10 protein-coding genes are annotated in these 13,800 nt (G+C 72.6%); all 10 read left to right on the forward strand.

Features of this window, described 5'->3' with window-relative positions; all coding sequences use genetic code 11:
• Position 1: 1 nt before the first annotated feature.
• The 10 genes from hisI to I6G21_RS08590 all read left to right on the forward strand — a co-directional run bounded on the left by hisI (position 2) and on the right by I6G21_RS08590 (position 13,772).
• On the forward strand, positions 2-487 hold the full coding sequence (hisI, locus tag I6G21_RS08545; RefSeq protein ID WP_129357618.1) for a phosphoribosyl-AMP cyclohydrolase: 486 nt from the start codon (positions 2-4) through the stop codon (positions 485-487).
• On the forward strand, positions 484-2,112 hold the full coding sequence (locus I6G21_RS08550; RefSeq protein WP_129357565.1) for an anthranilate synthase component I: 1,629 nt from the start codon (positions 484-486) through the stop codon (positions 2,110-2,112). The genes hisI and I6G21_RS08550 overlap by 4 nt, the downstream gene beginning before the upstream one ends.
• The gene (locus I6G21_RS08555; protein ID WP_129357564.1) at positions 2,109-2,765 is read left to right on the forward strand and encodes a Trp biosynthesis-associated membrane protein; all 657 of its coding nucleotides are present in this window, start codon (positions 2,109-2,111) and stop codon (positions 2,763-2,765) included. The genes I6G21_RS08550 and I6G21_RS08555 overlap by 4 nt, the downstream gene beginning before the upstream one ends.
• A 66-nt stretch (positions 2,766-2,831) precedes the next feature.
• Positions 2,832-3,095: an HGxxPAAW family protein gene (locus I6G21_RS08560; RefSeq protein WP_061225461.1), complete on the forward strand. Its 264-nt coding sequence runs from the start codon at positions 2,832-2,834 to the stop codon at positions 3,093-3,095.
• 133 nt (positions 3,096-3,228) lie between these two features.
• Positions 3,229-4,065: an indole-3-glycerol phosphate synthase TrpC gene (gene trpC, locus I6G21_RS08565; protein WP_058731320.1), complete on the forward strand. Its 837-nt coding sequence runs from the start codon at positions 3,229-3,231 to the stop codon at positions 4,063-4,065.
• Complete coding sequence (gene trpB, locus I6G21_RS08570; RefSeq protein WP_129357563.1) at positions 4,062-5,531, forward strand: tryptophan synthase subunit beta; 1,470 nt, start codon at positions 4,062-4,064, stop codon at positions 5,529-5,531. The genes trpC and trpB overlap by 4 nt, the downstream gene beginning before the upstream one ends.
• Entirely contained in the window at positions 5,528-6,496 is a 969-nt protein-coding gene (gene trpA, locus I6G21_RS08575; RefSeq protein WP_129357562.1) for a tryptophan synthase subunit alpha, read from the forward strand. Before trpB ends, trpA begins: the two co-directional genes overlap by 4 nt.
• On the forward strand, positions 6,493-7,380 hold the full coding sequence (lgt, locus tag I6G21_RS08580) for a prolipoprotein diacylglyceryl transferase (protein ID WP_058731319.1): 888 nt from the start codon (positions 6,493-6,495) through the stop codon (positions 7,378-7,380). Before trpA ends, lgt begins: the two co-directional genes overlap by 4 nt.
• Before the next feature lie 301 nt (positions 7,381-7,681).
• Positions 7,682-12,319, forward strand: coding sequence for a glutamate synthase large subunit (gene gltB, locus I6G21_RS08585; protein ID WP_129357561.1), 4,638 nt, complete (start codon positions 7,682-7,684; stop codon positions 12,317-12,319).
• Entirely contained in the window at positions 12,312-13,772 is a 1,461-nt protein-coding gene (locus I6G21_RS08590) for a glutamate synthase subunit beta (protein ID WP_064725235.1), read from the forward strand. Before gltB ends, I6G21_RS08590 begins: the two co-directional genes overlap by 8 nt.
• The last annotated feature ends 28 nt before the right edge of the window (positions 13,773-13,800 follow it).

Raw genomic sequence — 13,800 nt, forward strand, 5'->3', positions numbered from 1 at the left:
GATGAACACTCCCGAGACCCCCGCGCAGCAGCCCGCGCAGCAGCCCGCGCAGGACGCCGCGCAGCAGCCCGAGCTGGACCCCGCGATCCGCGAGCGGCTGAAGCTGGACCCGCAGGGCCTGCTGGCCGCCGTCATCCAGCAGCACGACACCGGCGAAGTCCTCATGCTCGGCTGGATGGACCCCGAGGCCCTGCGCCGCACCCTGACCACCGGGCGGGTCACCTTCTGGTCCCGCTCCCGCCAGGCCTACTGGCGCAAGGGGGACACCTCGGGGCACCGCCAGTACGTCCGCTCCGTGGCCCTGGACTGCGACGGCGACGCTCTGCTGGTGCGCGTGGAGCAGATCGGGGCCGCCTGCCACACCGGCACCCGCACCTGCTTCGACGCCGACCCGCTGCCCGCCGTCGTCGGCGACCCGCAGGAGATCCCCGCAGACCCCGCAGCACCCGCCGCCGACCGTCAGCCGCCGAAGGAGGACCGGCCATGACCCGCACCCCCGAGATCCGCCCCACCCGCGAGGAGTTCCGGGAGCTGGCCCGCACCCGCCGGGTCATCCCCGTGCGCGCCAGCGTGGTCGCCGACGCGATGACCCCCATCGGCCTGTACCGGGCCCTGGTCGCCCGGGACGGGGAACCCCGCCCCGGCACCTTCCTCCTGGAATCCGCGAACGAATCCGCCTCCTGGTCCCGCTGGTCCTTCATCGGCGTGCGCTCCCGGGCCACGCTGACCGCCAAGGATGGTGCCGCCCACTGGCAGGGCACCGTGCCCGCCGGGGCGCCGGAGGGCGGGGACCCCGCCGAGGCCATCCGGGAGACCCTGCGCATCCTGCACACCGAGCCCTTCGAGGACGTCCCCCCGCTGACCTCCGGGCTGGTCGGCTACGTCGGCTGGGACGCGGTGCGCCACTGGGAGCGCCTGCCCCACCCGCCGACCGATGACCTGCACCTGCCCGAATTCGCCCTGAACCTCGTCTCCGACCTCGCCGTGCACGACCACCGGGACGGCACCGTGACCCTGGTGGCCAACGCCGTGAACTGGGACGGCACGGACGCCCGGGTGGATGAGGCCTACGACGACGCCGTCGCCCGCGTGCACGCCATGCTGGCCGACCTCTCCCGGCCCCTGCCGCGCACCACCGTCTCCACCGCCACCGCCCCGCAGGATGTGGAGCAGCGGCTGGAGGAGGAGGTGCAGGAGAGCTGGGAGCGCCAGCAGTTCCTCAACGCGATCGTGCAGGCCAAGCACGCCATCCGGGACGGGGACATCTTCCAGGTGGTCCTCTCCCGCCGCTTCGAGGCCCCCTGCGAGGCCTCCCCGCTGGAGGTCTACCGGACCCTGCGCCGCACCAACCCCTCCCCGTACATGTACCTGTACACCTTCGCCGCCGACGACGAGGCCGCCGAGCCCTTCCACATCGTCGGCTCCTCGCCGGAGGCGCTGGTCACGGTCCAGGGCCGCACCGCCACGACCCACCCGATCGCCGGCTCCCGGCCCCGGGGTGCCGACCGCACCGAGGATCTGGCCCTGGCCGAGGAGCTGCTGGCCGATGAGAAGGAGCGCTCCGAGCACCTGATGCTCGTGGACCTGGCCCGCAACGACCTCTCCCGCATCGCCCGCCCCGGCACGGTGGAGGTCACCCAGTTCATGGACATCGAGCGGTTCAGCCACATCATGCACATCTCCTCCACGGTCCAGGCCGAGATGGCCGAGGAGGCCACCGCCTACGACGTGCTGCGCGCGGCCTTCCCGGCCGGGACCCTGTCCGGGGCGCCCAAGCCGCGGGCCCTGCAGATCATCGACGAGTACGAGCCGCACCGGCGCGGGGTCTACGGCGGGGTGGTCGGCTACTTCGACTTCGCCGGGAACATGGACATGGCCATCGCGATCCGCACCGCGGTGCTGCGCAAGGGCCGCGCCTGGGTGCAGGCCGGGGCCGGGATCGTCGCCGACTCCGTGCTGGAATCCGAGGCCGCGGAGACCGTCGCGAAATCCGCCGCCCCGCTGCGGGCGGTGCTCGCGGCCCGGGACCTCACGCCCCTGGACGCCGACGCCGACGGGGCGGGCCCCAAGGCCGACGCGGCCGATAGCGCCCGGGACGGGGCGGCCTCGTGAGCGCGGCACGGACCCCGGCCCCCACGATCGAGGGGGAGGAGGACTCCCGGACCCCCCGGACCCGCGGGGTGGGCCGGCTGATCCTGCTCAGCCTCCTGGTCCCGGCCCTGGCCTTCGCGGCGACCCTGCCGACCTGGGTCACCGCCCGGGTGGACACCGTGCTGGCCCAGCGACAGGACATCGACGTGCCCGGCACCACCGCGGCACCCGCGGTCTCCGCACTCGCCCTGGTCGCGCTGGCCGGGGTGCTCACGGTGCGCATCGCCGGGCCCGTGCTGCGCACGGTGATCTGCGCCGTCATCGCCTTGGCCGGGATCGGCACGGCGCTCGCGGCGCTGAGCGTGCCTCTGGACCCGGAGGGCGCCGCCCGCTCCAGCGTCGGGCAGCGCACCGGCGCGGTCGGAGCGGGCGGGGATTACACGGTGCACCCCTGGCCGTGGGTGTGCCTGGTCTTCGCCGTGGGCATCGTCGTCATGGCCGTGGTCCTGTGGCGGGCCTCCCGCTCCTGGCGCGGGGCCGGGCGCCGCTTCGAACGCCCGGAGCAGCGGGCCGCGGCGACCCGGGAGACGGCGCCGGCGCCCGAGCAGGCCCCGCACGCGCGGGACATCGACGCCTGGGATCGGCTCAGCCGCGGCGAGGATCCCACCGCCTGAACCGGCATGCACTAGACTGAGTCGGAGCATACGCATCGCACCCTGGGCGCAGAAGGAGCACTTCCCGTGACCTATGACAACCCCGACGTTCTGGTCTCCGAGCCGGTGGAGGGCCACGGCAGCACCGTGGCCGCCTGGTTCCTGGTCATCGTCACCACGATCGGGCTGATCGTGGCCACCGTCGCCTTCGACACCTTCCACCTGGTGGGCATGTGCGTGGGCTTCGGCATCATGATCGTGGGCCTGGGCGGCTCCGCCGTGCTCAAGGCCCTGGGCTACGGCAAGGACGGCAAGCACACCCTCGCCCGGGCCCGCTCCGCCGAGGACTAGCCCCATCGTCTTCCGACCGCAGCGCCCCCTGACCCCGCGCCACCACGGCGCCCGGGGCTCCAGAGGGGCGCTGTCGGCTTAACGGCTTCCCCACCGTTCCCCGCACCCGATCCGAAAGCGACGCACCACCCCCATGACAGTCCTGGACGAGATCATCGCCGGAGTCCGCGAGGACCTGGAGGCCCGCCGGGCCGAGATCAGCCTCGAGGAGCTGGCCAAGAAGGTCGCCTCCGTCTCCCCGACCCGCGACGCCCTGGCCGCCCTGCGCGGCGCCGGCGTCGCCACCGTCGAGATCATCGCGGAGGTCAAGCGGGCCAGCCCCTCCAAGGGGGCCCTGGCCGAGATCCCGGAGCCGGCTCGTCTGGCCCACGAGTACGAGGCCGGCGGGGCTGCGGCGATCTCGGTGCTCACCGAGTCCCGCCGTTTCCAGGGTCGCCTGGCGGACCTAGACGCGGTGCGCGCGGAGGTCTCCATCCCGCTGCTGCGCAAGGACTTCGTCATCGACCCGTACATGATCTGGGAGGCTCGCGCCCACGGGGCGGACCTGGTGCTGCTGATCGCGGCGATCCTGGATGACGAACAGCTGCGCGAGTACCTGGAGCTGACCCACCGGCTGGGCATGAACGCGATCGTGGAGGCCCACACCGAGGAGGAGGTGGACCGGGCCGTGGCCACCGGGGCGAAGATCATCGGGATCAACACCCGCAACCTCAAGACCCTGGAGACCGACCCCGCGCACTTCGCGACCCTGGCGGATCGGATCCCCGAGGGGCGCCTGATCGTCGCCGAATCCGGGGTGACCGGCCCCGAGGTGGTCGCCGACTACGCCGCGGCCGGGGCCGACGTCGTGCTGGTGGGGGAGGCGCTGGTGCGCACCGAGGACCCGCGCGAGGCCGTCTCCGAGTTCCGCAACCACGGACGCCGGGCCCGCGCGGCCCGGCTGGAGAGCATCGAGGAGGAGCGGGCATGAGCGAGCAGCCGCGCGACGGCGCCAGCACGGCAACCCCCCAGGACCCCGGAGCCCGGGACGCCGGGGATGCCGGGCTGGCCGAGGCCTTCCTCGCCGGGGACCGCCCCGACGGCTCCGCGGGCGCGCACTCCCTGCGCGATGCCCCGGGGCCGTACTTCGGGCGCTACGGCGGCCGGTGGATGGCCGAATCGCTGATCCGGGCGATGGACGAGCTGGAGGAGACCTTCGAGAAGGCCAAGGCGGATCCGGCCTTCGCCGAGGAGTTCCAGCGACTCTCCCGCGAGTACTCCAACCGCCCCTCCCTGCTCACCGAGGCCGCACGCCTCAGCGAACGGGCCGGCGCCCGGATATTCCTCAAGCGCGAGGACCTGAACCACACCGGCTCCCACAAGATCAACAACGTCATGGGTCAGGCCCTGCTGGCCCGGCGCATGGGCAAGACCCGCCTCATCGCGGAGACCGGCGCCGGCCAGCACGGCGTGGCCACGGCGACCGCAGCGGCGTACTTCGGCATGGAGTGCGTGATCTACATGGGCGAGGAGGACACCCGGCGCCAGGCCCTGAACGTGGCGCGCATGCAGCTGCTCGGGGCCCGGGTGGTCGCGGTGCAGACCGGCTCGCGCACCCTGAAGGACGCGATCAACGAGGCCCTGCGGGACTGGGTGGCCCATGTGGACACGACCCACTACCTGCTGGGCACCGCCGCCGGCGCCCACCCGTTCCCGGCCATGGTCCGGTACTTCCACGACGCGATCGGCACCGAGGCCCGCGCCCAGGTGCGCGAGGCCACCGGCGCCCTGCCCGACGCCGTCGCGGCCTGCGTGGGCGGCGGCTCCAACGCGATCGGCATCTTCCACGCCTTCCTGGATGACCCCGTGGACCTGTACGGCTTCGAGGCCGGCGGAGACGGGGTGGAGACCGGTCGCCACGCCGCGACCATCACCCTGGGGCGCCCGGGGATGCTGCACGGGGCGATGACGTACCTGATGCAGGACGAGGACGGGCAGACCATCGAGTCCCACTCCATCTCCGCGGGCCTGGACTACCCGGGGGTGGGCCCGGAGCACGCGCACCTGGCCGACATCGGGCGGGTCTCCTACCAGCCGGTCACGGACACCGAGGCCATGGACGCCCTGCGCCTGCTGTGCCGCACCGAGGGCATCATCCCCGCGGTGGAATCCGCCCACGCCCTGGCCGGGGCGCTGCGGGTGATCGAGCAGTGGAAGGCCGAGGACCCGGAGGCGGCGCGGGAGAAGGTCATGGTCGTGTGCCTGTCCGGACGCGGGGACAAGGACATGGACACCGCGGTGCGCTGGTTCGGGCTGGGCGAGGCCGAGCCCAGCTCCCAGCTGCACGGGGCGGGCACGCAGACCCAGACCGACGCCGTGCACGCCGCGGACCCGCAGGCCGCCGAGCAGCTGCCCACCGACCAGCACGAGGACACCGCCGAAGGGATGCAGCGATGAGCACCGACCCGACCGCAGCCCGCCGCGCCGAGGCCGCACCGGAAGGGGCAGAGCAGGCCGCACCCCGCGGGATCCGGCTGCCCACCGAGTTCCCGCCGGCCCCCGAGCACTCCCGGCTGGCCGAGCGCCTGGCGGCCTGCCGCGAGCAGGGCCGACCCGCCCTCATCGGGTACCTGCCCGTGGGCTACCCCAGCACGGAGGAGTCCATCGCCGCGGCCATCGAGCTGGGCCGATCCGGGGCGGACATCATCGAACTCGGCGTGCCGTACTCGGACCCCGTCATGGACGGGCCCGTGATCCAGGAGGCCACCGCGATGGCCCTGGCCCGCGGCTTCCGGGTGGACGAGCTGTTCCGCGCGGTCCGGGAGATCACCGCGGCCACGGACGCCGTCGTCGTGGTGATGACCTACATCAACCCGGTGCTGCGCCGCGGCGTGGACCGCTTCGCCCGGGAGCTGACCGAGGCCGGGGGAGCGGGGATCATCACCCCGGACCTGGTCCCGGAGGAGGCCGAGCAGTGGTTCGCGGCCAGTGCCGCGCACGGGCTGGACCGGATCTTCCTGGCCGCTCCCTCTTCCACCGCCCAGCGCCTGGAGATGATCTCCCGGGCCTCCAGCGGCTTCGTCTACGCTGTCTCGGTGATGGGCGTGACCGGGGCCAGGGAGAAGGTCTCCGACGCCGCCGAGAAGCTCGTGGCGGACCTGCGCGCCGCCGGGGCGCCCGCGGTGTGCGTGGGCCTGGGCGTCTCGCGTCGGGAGCACGTCGAGCAGATCGGGGCCTACGCCAACGGCGTCATCGTCGGCACCGCCCTGGTGCGGGCCCTGGGCGAGGGTGGCCCCGAGGCCGTCGGGGCGCTGACCCGGCAGCTGGCCGGGCGCGAGCCCTCCGGGGACGACGCGGCCGAGCCCGCCCCCAGCACCGCTCCGCGGGATCCGCGGGTCCCGTCCGGGGAGTCCCGCCTGTGAGCCCGCTCGCCGTGCTGGCGGCCATCCCGTCGCCGTCCTGGAGCGCCTTCCACCTCGGCCCGCTGACGATCCACGCCTACGCGCTGTGCATCCTGCTGGGCATCGTCGTGTGCCTGTGGCTGACCTCCCGGCGCTGGGCCGCGGCAGGGGAGGACCCGGACACCCTCTGGGACATCGCCTACGTCGCGATCCCCCTCGGGCTGGTCGGGGCCCGGCTGTACCACGTGCTGATCACCGCGCCCGAGGACTACTTCGGGCCCGGCCGGAACCCGTGGGATGCCCTGAAGATCTGGGAGGGCGGCATCGGCATCATGGGGGCGATCTCCTGCGGGGCGCTGGGCGCCTGGATCGCCTGCCGGCGCCTGGGGCTGTCCCTGACCAAGTTCGCCGACGCCGCGGCCCCCGGGATCCTGCTGGCCCAGGGCATCGGCCGCTGGGGCAACTGGTTCAACCAGGAGCTGTTCGGCAAGCCGACGACCCTGCCGTGGGGCCTGGAGATCGACCCCACCAGCTACAACTTCCCGCACCAGTACCCGCCGGGCACCCTGTTCCACCCGACGTTCCTCTACGAATCCCTCTGGGACGTGCTCGGGGCGCTGCTGCTGCTGTGGATCTCCCGCCGCGGGCTGCTGAAGCTGGGCCAGACCTTCTGGGCCTACGTGGCCTACTACGGCTTCGGTCGGCTGATGATCGAGCTGTTCCTGCGCATCGACCACTCCCAGGAGCTGCTGGGGCTGCGCATCCACGTGTGGACCGCCGGGCTGCTGGTGGTCCTCGGGCTGATCATGCTGGGGGTGTTCGGGCGCCGTCCCCGGGACTCGGAGGAGCGTCCGGATGCTGGAACGCAGGGTCACACTTTGGAGAACGCCGGGGACCCGCGGTAGTTTTGCATCACATCACCTGAGGAGAATCGGTCGTCCAGTGCGCCCCACCGGCGCCGCACGGCCCACTCGACCCTCCCCGCCGCCGCATCCGGCCGGACGGGATACGAGCGGACGAGCCTCGTCCACGCTGCAACGACGCGGCCACCGTGGAGACACTGGTTCGGAAGAGATCGCGCCGGCGCGTCCGCGCGGGCCCGGTTCCCCCAGGGCCCGCCGCCTCCTCGCCCGAGGATCTCACCTCGAGGGTCCGGGTCGGCGCACCCGACTCCACGGTGGCCCCGACCGGGAGGAGTCCGCGACCATGCCCGACGTCGACCAGACCGGTGAGCGCGCCCGCTCGCCCTTCGAGACCTTCTCCGCCGCGCCCCGGGACACCGGGCTGTACCACCCCGACCAGGAGAAGGACGCCTGCGGGCTGGCGATGATCGCCACCCTCAGCGGGGAGGGCTCCCACGAGATCGTCGACCAGGCCCTGATCGCCCTGCGCGCCCTGGAGCACCGGGGCGCGGTGGGCGCGGACGAGGGCACCGGCGACGGCGCGGGGATCCTCCTGCAGATCCCGGACGCCTTCTTCCGGGCGGAGGCCGACTTCGCCCTGCCCCCGCTGGGGGAGTACGCGGTGGGCACCGCCTACCTGCCCACCGACGGCATCGGCGCCGAAGAGCACCTGCAGGCCCTGACCGAGCTGGCCGAGGCCGAGGGGCTGCGGGTGCTGGGCACCCGGGTGGTGCCCATCGTGGAGTCCGTGGTGGGCAAGAGCTCCCGCGCCGTGATGCCGCACTTCGTGCAGATCTTCGTCGCCGAGGGCGGCGGCCAGGAGGCCTTCACCGGGCACATCCCCGTGGTGGGTCTGGACGAGGACGCCCGCCGGCGCCAGCTGGACCAGAAGGCCTTCCGGGTGCGCAAGCGCGCCCAGCACAAGCTCGGGGTGTACTTCTCCTCCTTCTCCAGCCGCACCATCACCTACAAGGGCATGCTCACCACCGCCCAGCTGGAGCCGTTCTACCCGGACCTGTCCGATCCGCGGTTCACCACCCGCCTGGCGATCGTGCACTCCCGGTTCTCCACCAACACCTTCCCCTCCTGGCCGCTGGCCCAGCCCTTCCGCACCATCGCGCACAACGGCGAGATCAACACCGTCAAGGGCAACCGCAACTGGATGCGGGCCCGGCAGTCCCAGCTGAAGTCCCCGCTGCTCGGGCGCAACCCGGAGGAGCTGTTCCCGATCTGCTCCGTCGGGGCCTCGGACTCGCAGTCCTTCGACGAGGTCGCCGAGCTGCTGATGCTCTCCGGGCGCTCGCTGCCGGAGGCGATCATGATGATGATCCCCGAGGCTTGGGAGAACCACGAGACCATGGACGAGGACCGGCGGGCCTTCTACCGGTACCACTCCACGCTGATGGAGCCGTGGGACGGCCCCGCCGCGGTGACCTTCACCGACGGCGCCCTGGTCGGCTCGGTGCTGGACCGCAACGGGCTGCGCCCGGGCCGGTACTGGGTCACCGAGGACGGTCTGGTGGTCTTCGCCTCGGAGGTCGGCGTCGTCGAGCTCGGGGATCGGAAGGTGGTGCGCAAGGGCCGAGTGTCCCCGGGGACCATGTTCCTCGTGGACACCGAGGCCGGGCGGATCGTCCCGGATGAGGAGATCAAGGCGGAGGTGGCCGCGCGCAACCCCTGGAAGCAGTGGTGCGAGCAGAACATCACCACCCTGGAGTCCCTGCCCCAGCGGGAGCACCAGCAGTCCTCCCCGCGCTCGATCCTGCTGCGCCAGCAGACCTTCGGGTACACCCACGAGGAGCTGAACAAGATCCTCAAGCCGATGGCCCGCACCGGGGCGGAGCCGATCTACGCGATGGGCACCGACACCCCGATCGCCGCTCTGGCCGAGCGGCCCCGGCTGCTGTTCGACTACTTCGTGCAGTCCTTCGCCCAGGTCACCAACCCCCCACTGGACTCGATCCGCGAGCAGCTGGTCACCTCCCTGGGCACCAGCATCGGCCCGGACGGCAACCTGCTGCGCAACGGCTACGTCAGCGCCCACCACCTGGAGCTGCCGTTCCCGGTGCTGGACAACGATGAGCTGGACAAGATCGTGCACCTGGAGGACGAGGACGGGATGTCCACGGCCCTGAAGGTGCGCGGGCTCTACGACCCGGCCGGCGGTGCCGCCGCCCTGCGCGCCCGGATCACCGAGATCTGCGAGAAGGTCTCCGCGGCGATCCACCGCGGGGTGCAGTACATCGTGCTGTCCGACCGCAGCTCCTCGGCCACCTGGGCCCCCATCCCGTCGCTGCTGCTCACCGCGGCGGTGCACCACCACCTGCTGCGCTCGGCCACCCGCACCAAGGTGGGCCTGGTCGTGGAGGCCGGGGACGTGCGCGAGGTGCACCACGTGGCCTGCCTGATCGGCTACGGCGCCTCCGCGGTCAACCCGTACCTGGCCATGGAATCCGTGGAGCACCTGGTGCGCACCGGGGAGCTGACCGAGGTCAGCCCGCAGCAGGCGGTGCGCAACCTCATCACGGCCCTGGGCAAGGGGCTGCAGAAGATCATGTCCAAGATGGGCATCTCCACGGTCAGCTCCTACACCGGCGCGCAGACCTTCGAGGCCCTGGGGCTGTCCCAGTCCCTGATGGACGAGTACTTCACCGGCACCCACTCCCAGCTGGGCGGGGCCGGGCTGGAGGTCATCGCCGAGGAGACCCGGGCCCGCCATGCCCGCGCGTACCCCGCCGACGGCGTCTCCGTGCCCTTCCGCGCCCTGGAGACCGGCGGGGAGTACGACTGGCGCCGGGACGGCGCCCCGCACCTGTTCGACCCGCACACGGTGTTCCGGCTGCAGCACGCGACCCGCACCCGCCGCTACGACATCTTCAAGTCCTACACCCGCCGGGTGGATGACCAGTCCGAGCGGCTGATGACCCTGCGCGGGCTGATGGCCTTCCGCCCGGACCGCGAACCGGTGCCGCTGGAGGAGGTGGAGCCGGTCTCCTCGATCGTCAAGCGCTTCTCCACCGGGGCGATGTCCTACGGCTCGATCTCCCAGGAGGCCCACCAGACCCTGGCCATCGCGATGAACCGGCTGGGCGCGAAGTCCAACACCGGCGAGGGCGGGGAGGACCTGGAGCGGCTGCTGGACCCCGAGCGGCGCTCGGCCATCAAGCAGGTGGCCTCCGGGCGCTTCGGGGTGACCAGCCTGTACCTGATCCACGCCGACGACATCCAGATCAAGATGGCCCAGGGCGCCAAGCCCGGGGAGGGCGGGCAGCTGATGTCCGCGAAGGTCTACCCGTGGGTGGCCCGCACCCGGCACGCGACCCCCGGGGTCTCGCTGATCTCCCCGCCGCCGCACCACGACATCTACTCCATCGAGGACCTGGCGCAGCTGATCTACGACCTCAAGCGCGCCAACCCGAAGGCGCGGGTGCACGTGAAGCTCGTCTCCGAGATCGGGGTGGGCACGGTCGCGGCCGGGGTGACCAAGGCCAAGGCCGACGTCGTGCTGATCTCCGGGCACGACGGCGGCACGGGGGCCGCCCCGCTGAACTCCCTGAAGCACGCCGGGGCGCCGTGGGAGCTGGGCCTGGCCGAGGCGCAGCAGACCCTGATGCTCAACGGGCTGCGCGACCGGGTGGTCGTGCAGGCCGACGGGCAGATGAAGACCGGACGCGACGTCGTCATCGCGGCCCTGCTGGGGGCCGAGGAGTACGGCTTCGCGACCGCCCCGCTGGTGGTGGAGGGCTGCATCATGATGCGCAAGTGCCACCTGGACACCTGCCCCGTGGGGGTGGCCACCCAGAACCCGGTGCTGCGCGAGCGCTTCACCGGCAAGGCCGAGCACGTGGTGAACTTCTTCGAGTTCATCGCCGAGGAGGTCCGCGAGCACCTGGCGAGCCTGGGATTCCGCAGCCTCCAGGAGGCCATCGGACACGCGGAGGTGCTGGACACCGAGCGGGCCGTGGCCCACTGGAAGGCCGAGGGGCTGGACCTGACCAACGTGCTGCGCTCCACCGCGGTGGAGTACGGCGGGCAGGGGGTGCGCAACCTGCGCGGGCAGGACCACGAACTGGACAAGCACCTGGACGCCGAGCTGATCCGCCTGGCCGCCCCCGCCCTTCAGCAGCGCACGCCCGTGTCCCTGGAGCACACCGTGATCAACACGGACCGCGCCGTCGGCACGATGCTCGGCAACGCGGTGACCGCGACCTTCGGCCCGGAGTTCCTGGACCCGGACACCATCACCGTGAACCTGTCCGGGCAGGCCGGGCAGTCCCTGGGCGCGTTCCTGCCGCAGGGCATCACCCTGCGCCTGGCGGGGGAGTCCAACGACTACGTCGGCAAGGGCCTGTCCGGCGGGCGGATCATCGTCCGACCCCACCGGCAGGAGGGCTACCTGCCGCAGGAGAACGTGATCGCCGGCAACGTCATCGGCTACGGCGCCACCAGCGGGGAGCTGTTCCTCTCCGGGCAGGTGGGCGAGCGGTTCCTGGTGCGCAACTCCGGGGCCACCGCGGTCGCCGAGGGCATCGGGGACCACGGCTGCGAGTACATGACCGGCGGCACCGCGGTGATCATCGGACCCACCGGGCGCAACTTCGGCGCCGGGATGTCCGGGGGCACCGCCTACGTGCTGGACCTGGACCCGGTGGACGTCAACAGGGCCGCCCGGGAATCCGGGGAGCTGACCTTATCCGGACTGGACGAGCAGGATGAGCAGGTGGTCACCGCGCTGCTGGAGAAGCACTGGGCGGAGACCGGCTCCCCGGCGGCCCGCGCCCTGCTCGACGACGTCCCGGCCAGCCTGGCCCGATTCACCCGCGTGCTGCCGCGCGACTTCGCGGCCGTGCGGAGCATCCGCGAGCGCGCCGAGGAGAACGGCGCGGATCCGGACGGGGACGCCGTCTGGCAGGAGATCCTGGAGGTGACCGCCCGTGGCTGACCCCCGCGGCTTCCTGAAGCACACCCAGCGTCAGGACCGGCCCAAGCGCCCGGTCCCGGTGCGCATCCGGGACTGGAAGGAGGTGCAGGTCGAGCAGGACTCGGCCGTGCTCAAGGAGCAGGCCTCCCGCTGCATGGACTGCGGCGTGCCCTTCTGCCACCAGGGCTGCCCGCTGGGCAACCTCATCCCGGAGTGGAACGACCTCACCTGGCGGGGGCTGACCCGCGAGGCCGTGGACCGGATGCACGCGACCAACAACTTCCCGGAGTTCACCGGGCGGGTCTGCCCGGCCCCCTGCGAGGCCTCCTGCGTGCTGGGGATCAACCAGCCGCCGGTGACCATCAAGCAGGTGGAATACAGCATCGGGGAGTCCGCGTTCGAGGAGCACGTGATCACCCCGCAGGTGCCGGAGCGGCTCGTGGACCGCACGGTCGCCGTCGTCGGCTCCGGGCCGGCGGGGCTGGCCGCCGCCCAGCAGCTGACCCAGGCCGGGTTCACCGTCGCGGTGTACGAGCGGGAGGACCGCATCGGCGGCCTGCTGCGCTACGGCATCCCGGACTTCAAGCTGGAGAAGGAGGTCATCGAGCGGCGCCTGCGGGTCATGGAGGCCGAGGGCACCCGGTTCCGGCCCGGCGTGGAGATCGGCCGGGACATCACCTGGGATCAGCTGCGCCGCCGCTACGACGCCGTGGTGGTGGCCACCGGGGCGACCAAGCCGCGGGATCTGCCGATCCCGGGGCGGGAGCTTTCCGGGGTGCACTTCGCGATGGACTACCTGGTGGCCTCCAACCGGGTGCAGGCAGGCGACGAGGTGCCCGAGGCGATCGACGCGGCCGGCAAGCACGTGGTGGTCCTGGGCGGCGGGGACACCGGTGCCGACTGCATCGGCACCGCCCACCGGCAGGGCGCGGCCTCGGTGACGACCCTGGCGATCGGGCGCAAGCCCCCGGAGGAGCGGGCCGAGCACGAGCCGTGGCCGATGTTCCCGAACCTCTTCGAGGTGGCCAGCTCCCACGAGGAGGGCGGGCGCCGGAACTATTTGGCCTCCACGGTGGAGTTCGTGGGCGAGGACGGGAAGCTGACCGGGATCCGGGTGGCCGAGACCGAGTACCGCGAGGACGGCAAGCGGGTGCCCAAGGCGGGCACCGAGCACGTGATCCCCGCGGACCTGGTGTTCCTGGCCCTGGGCTTCACCGGCCAGGATTCCGAGGCGATCACCGAGCAGCTGGGGGCGCCGCTGGATTCGCGCACCAACGTGGCCCGGGATGAGCGGTACATGACCGCGGTGGACGGGGTGTTCTCCTGCGGCGACGCCGGGCGCGGCCAGTCCCTGGTGGTGTGGGCCATCGCCGAGGGGCGGGCCTGCGCGGCGGCGGTGGAGCGGCACCTGCTGGGTGCGACGGCGCTGCCGGAGCCGGTGCGGCCCAGCGACCGGCCGATCGACCTGCTCTGAGCCGACGGCGCGGGGGGGGGCTGGGCGC

The sequence above is a fragment of the Rothia kristinae genome, from assembly GCF_016028855.1.
Taxonomy (GTDB): Bacteria; Actinomycetota; Actinomycetes; order Actinomycetales; family Micrococcaceae; genus Rothia; species Rothia kristinae.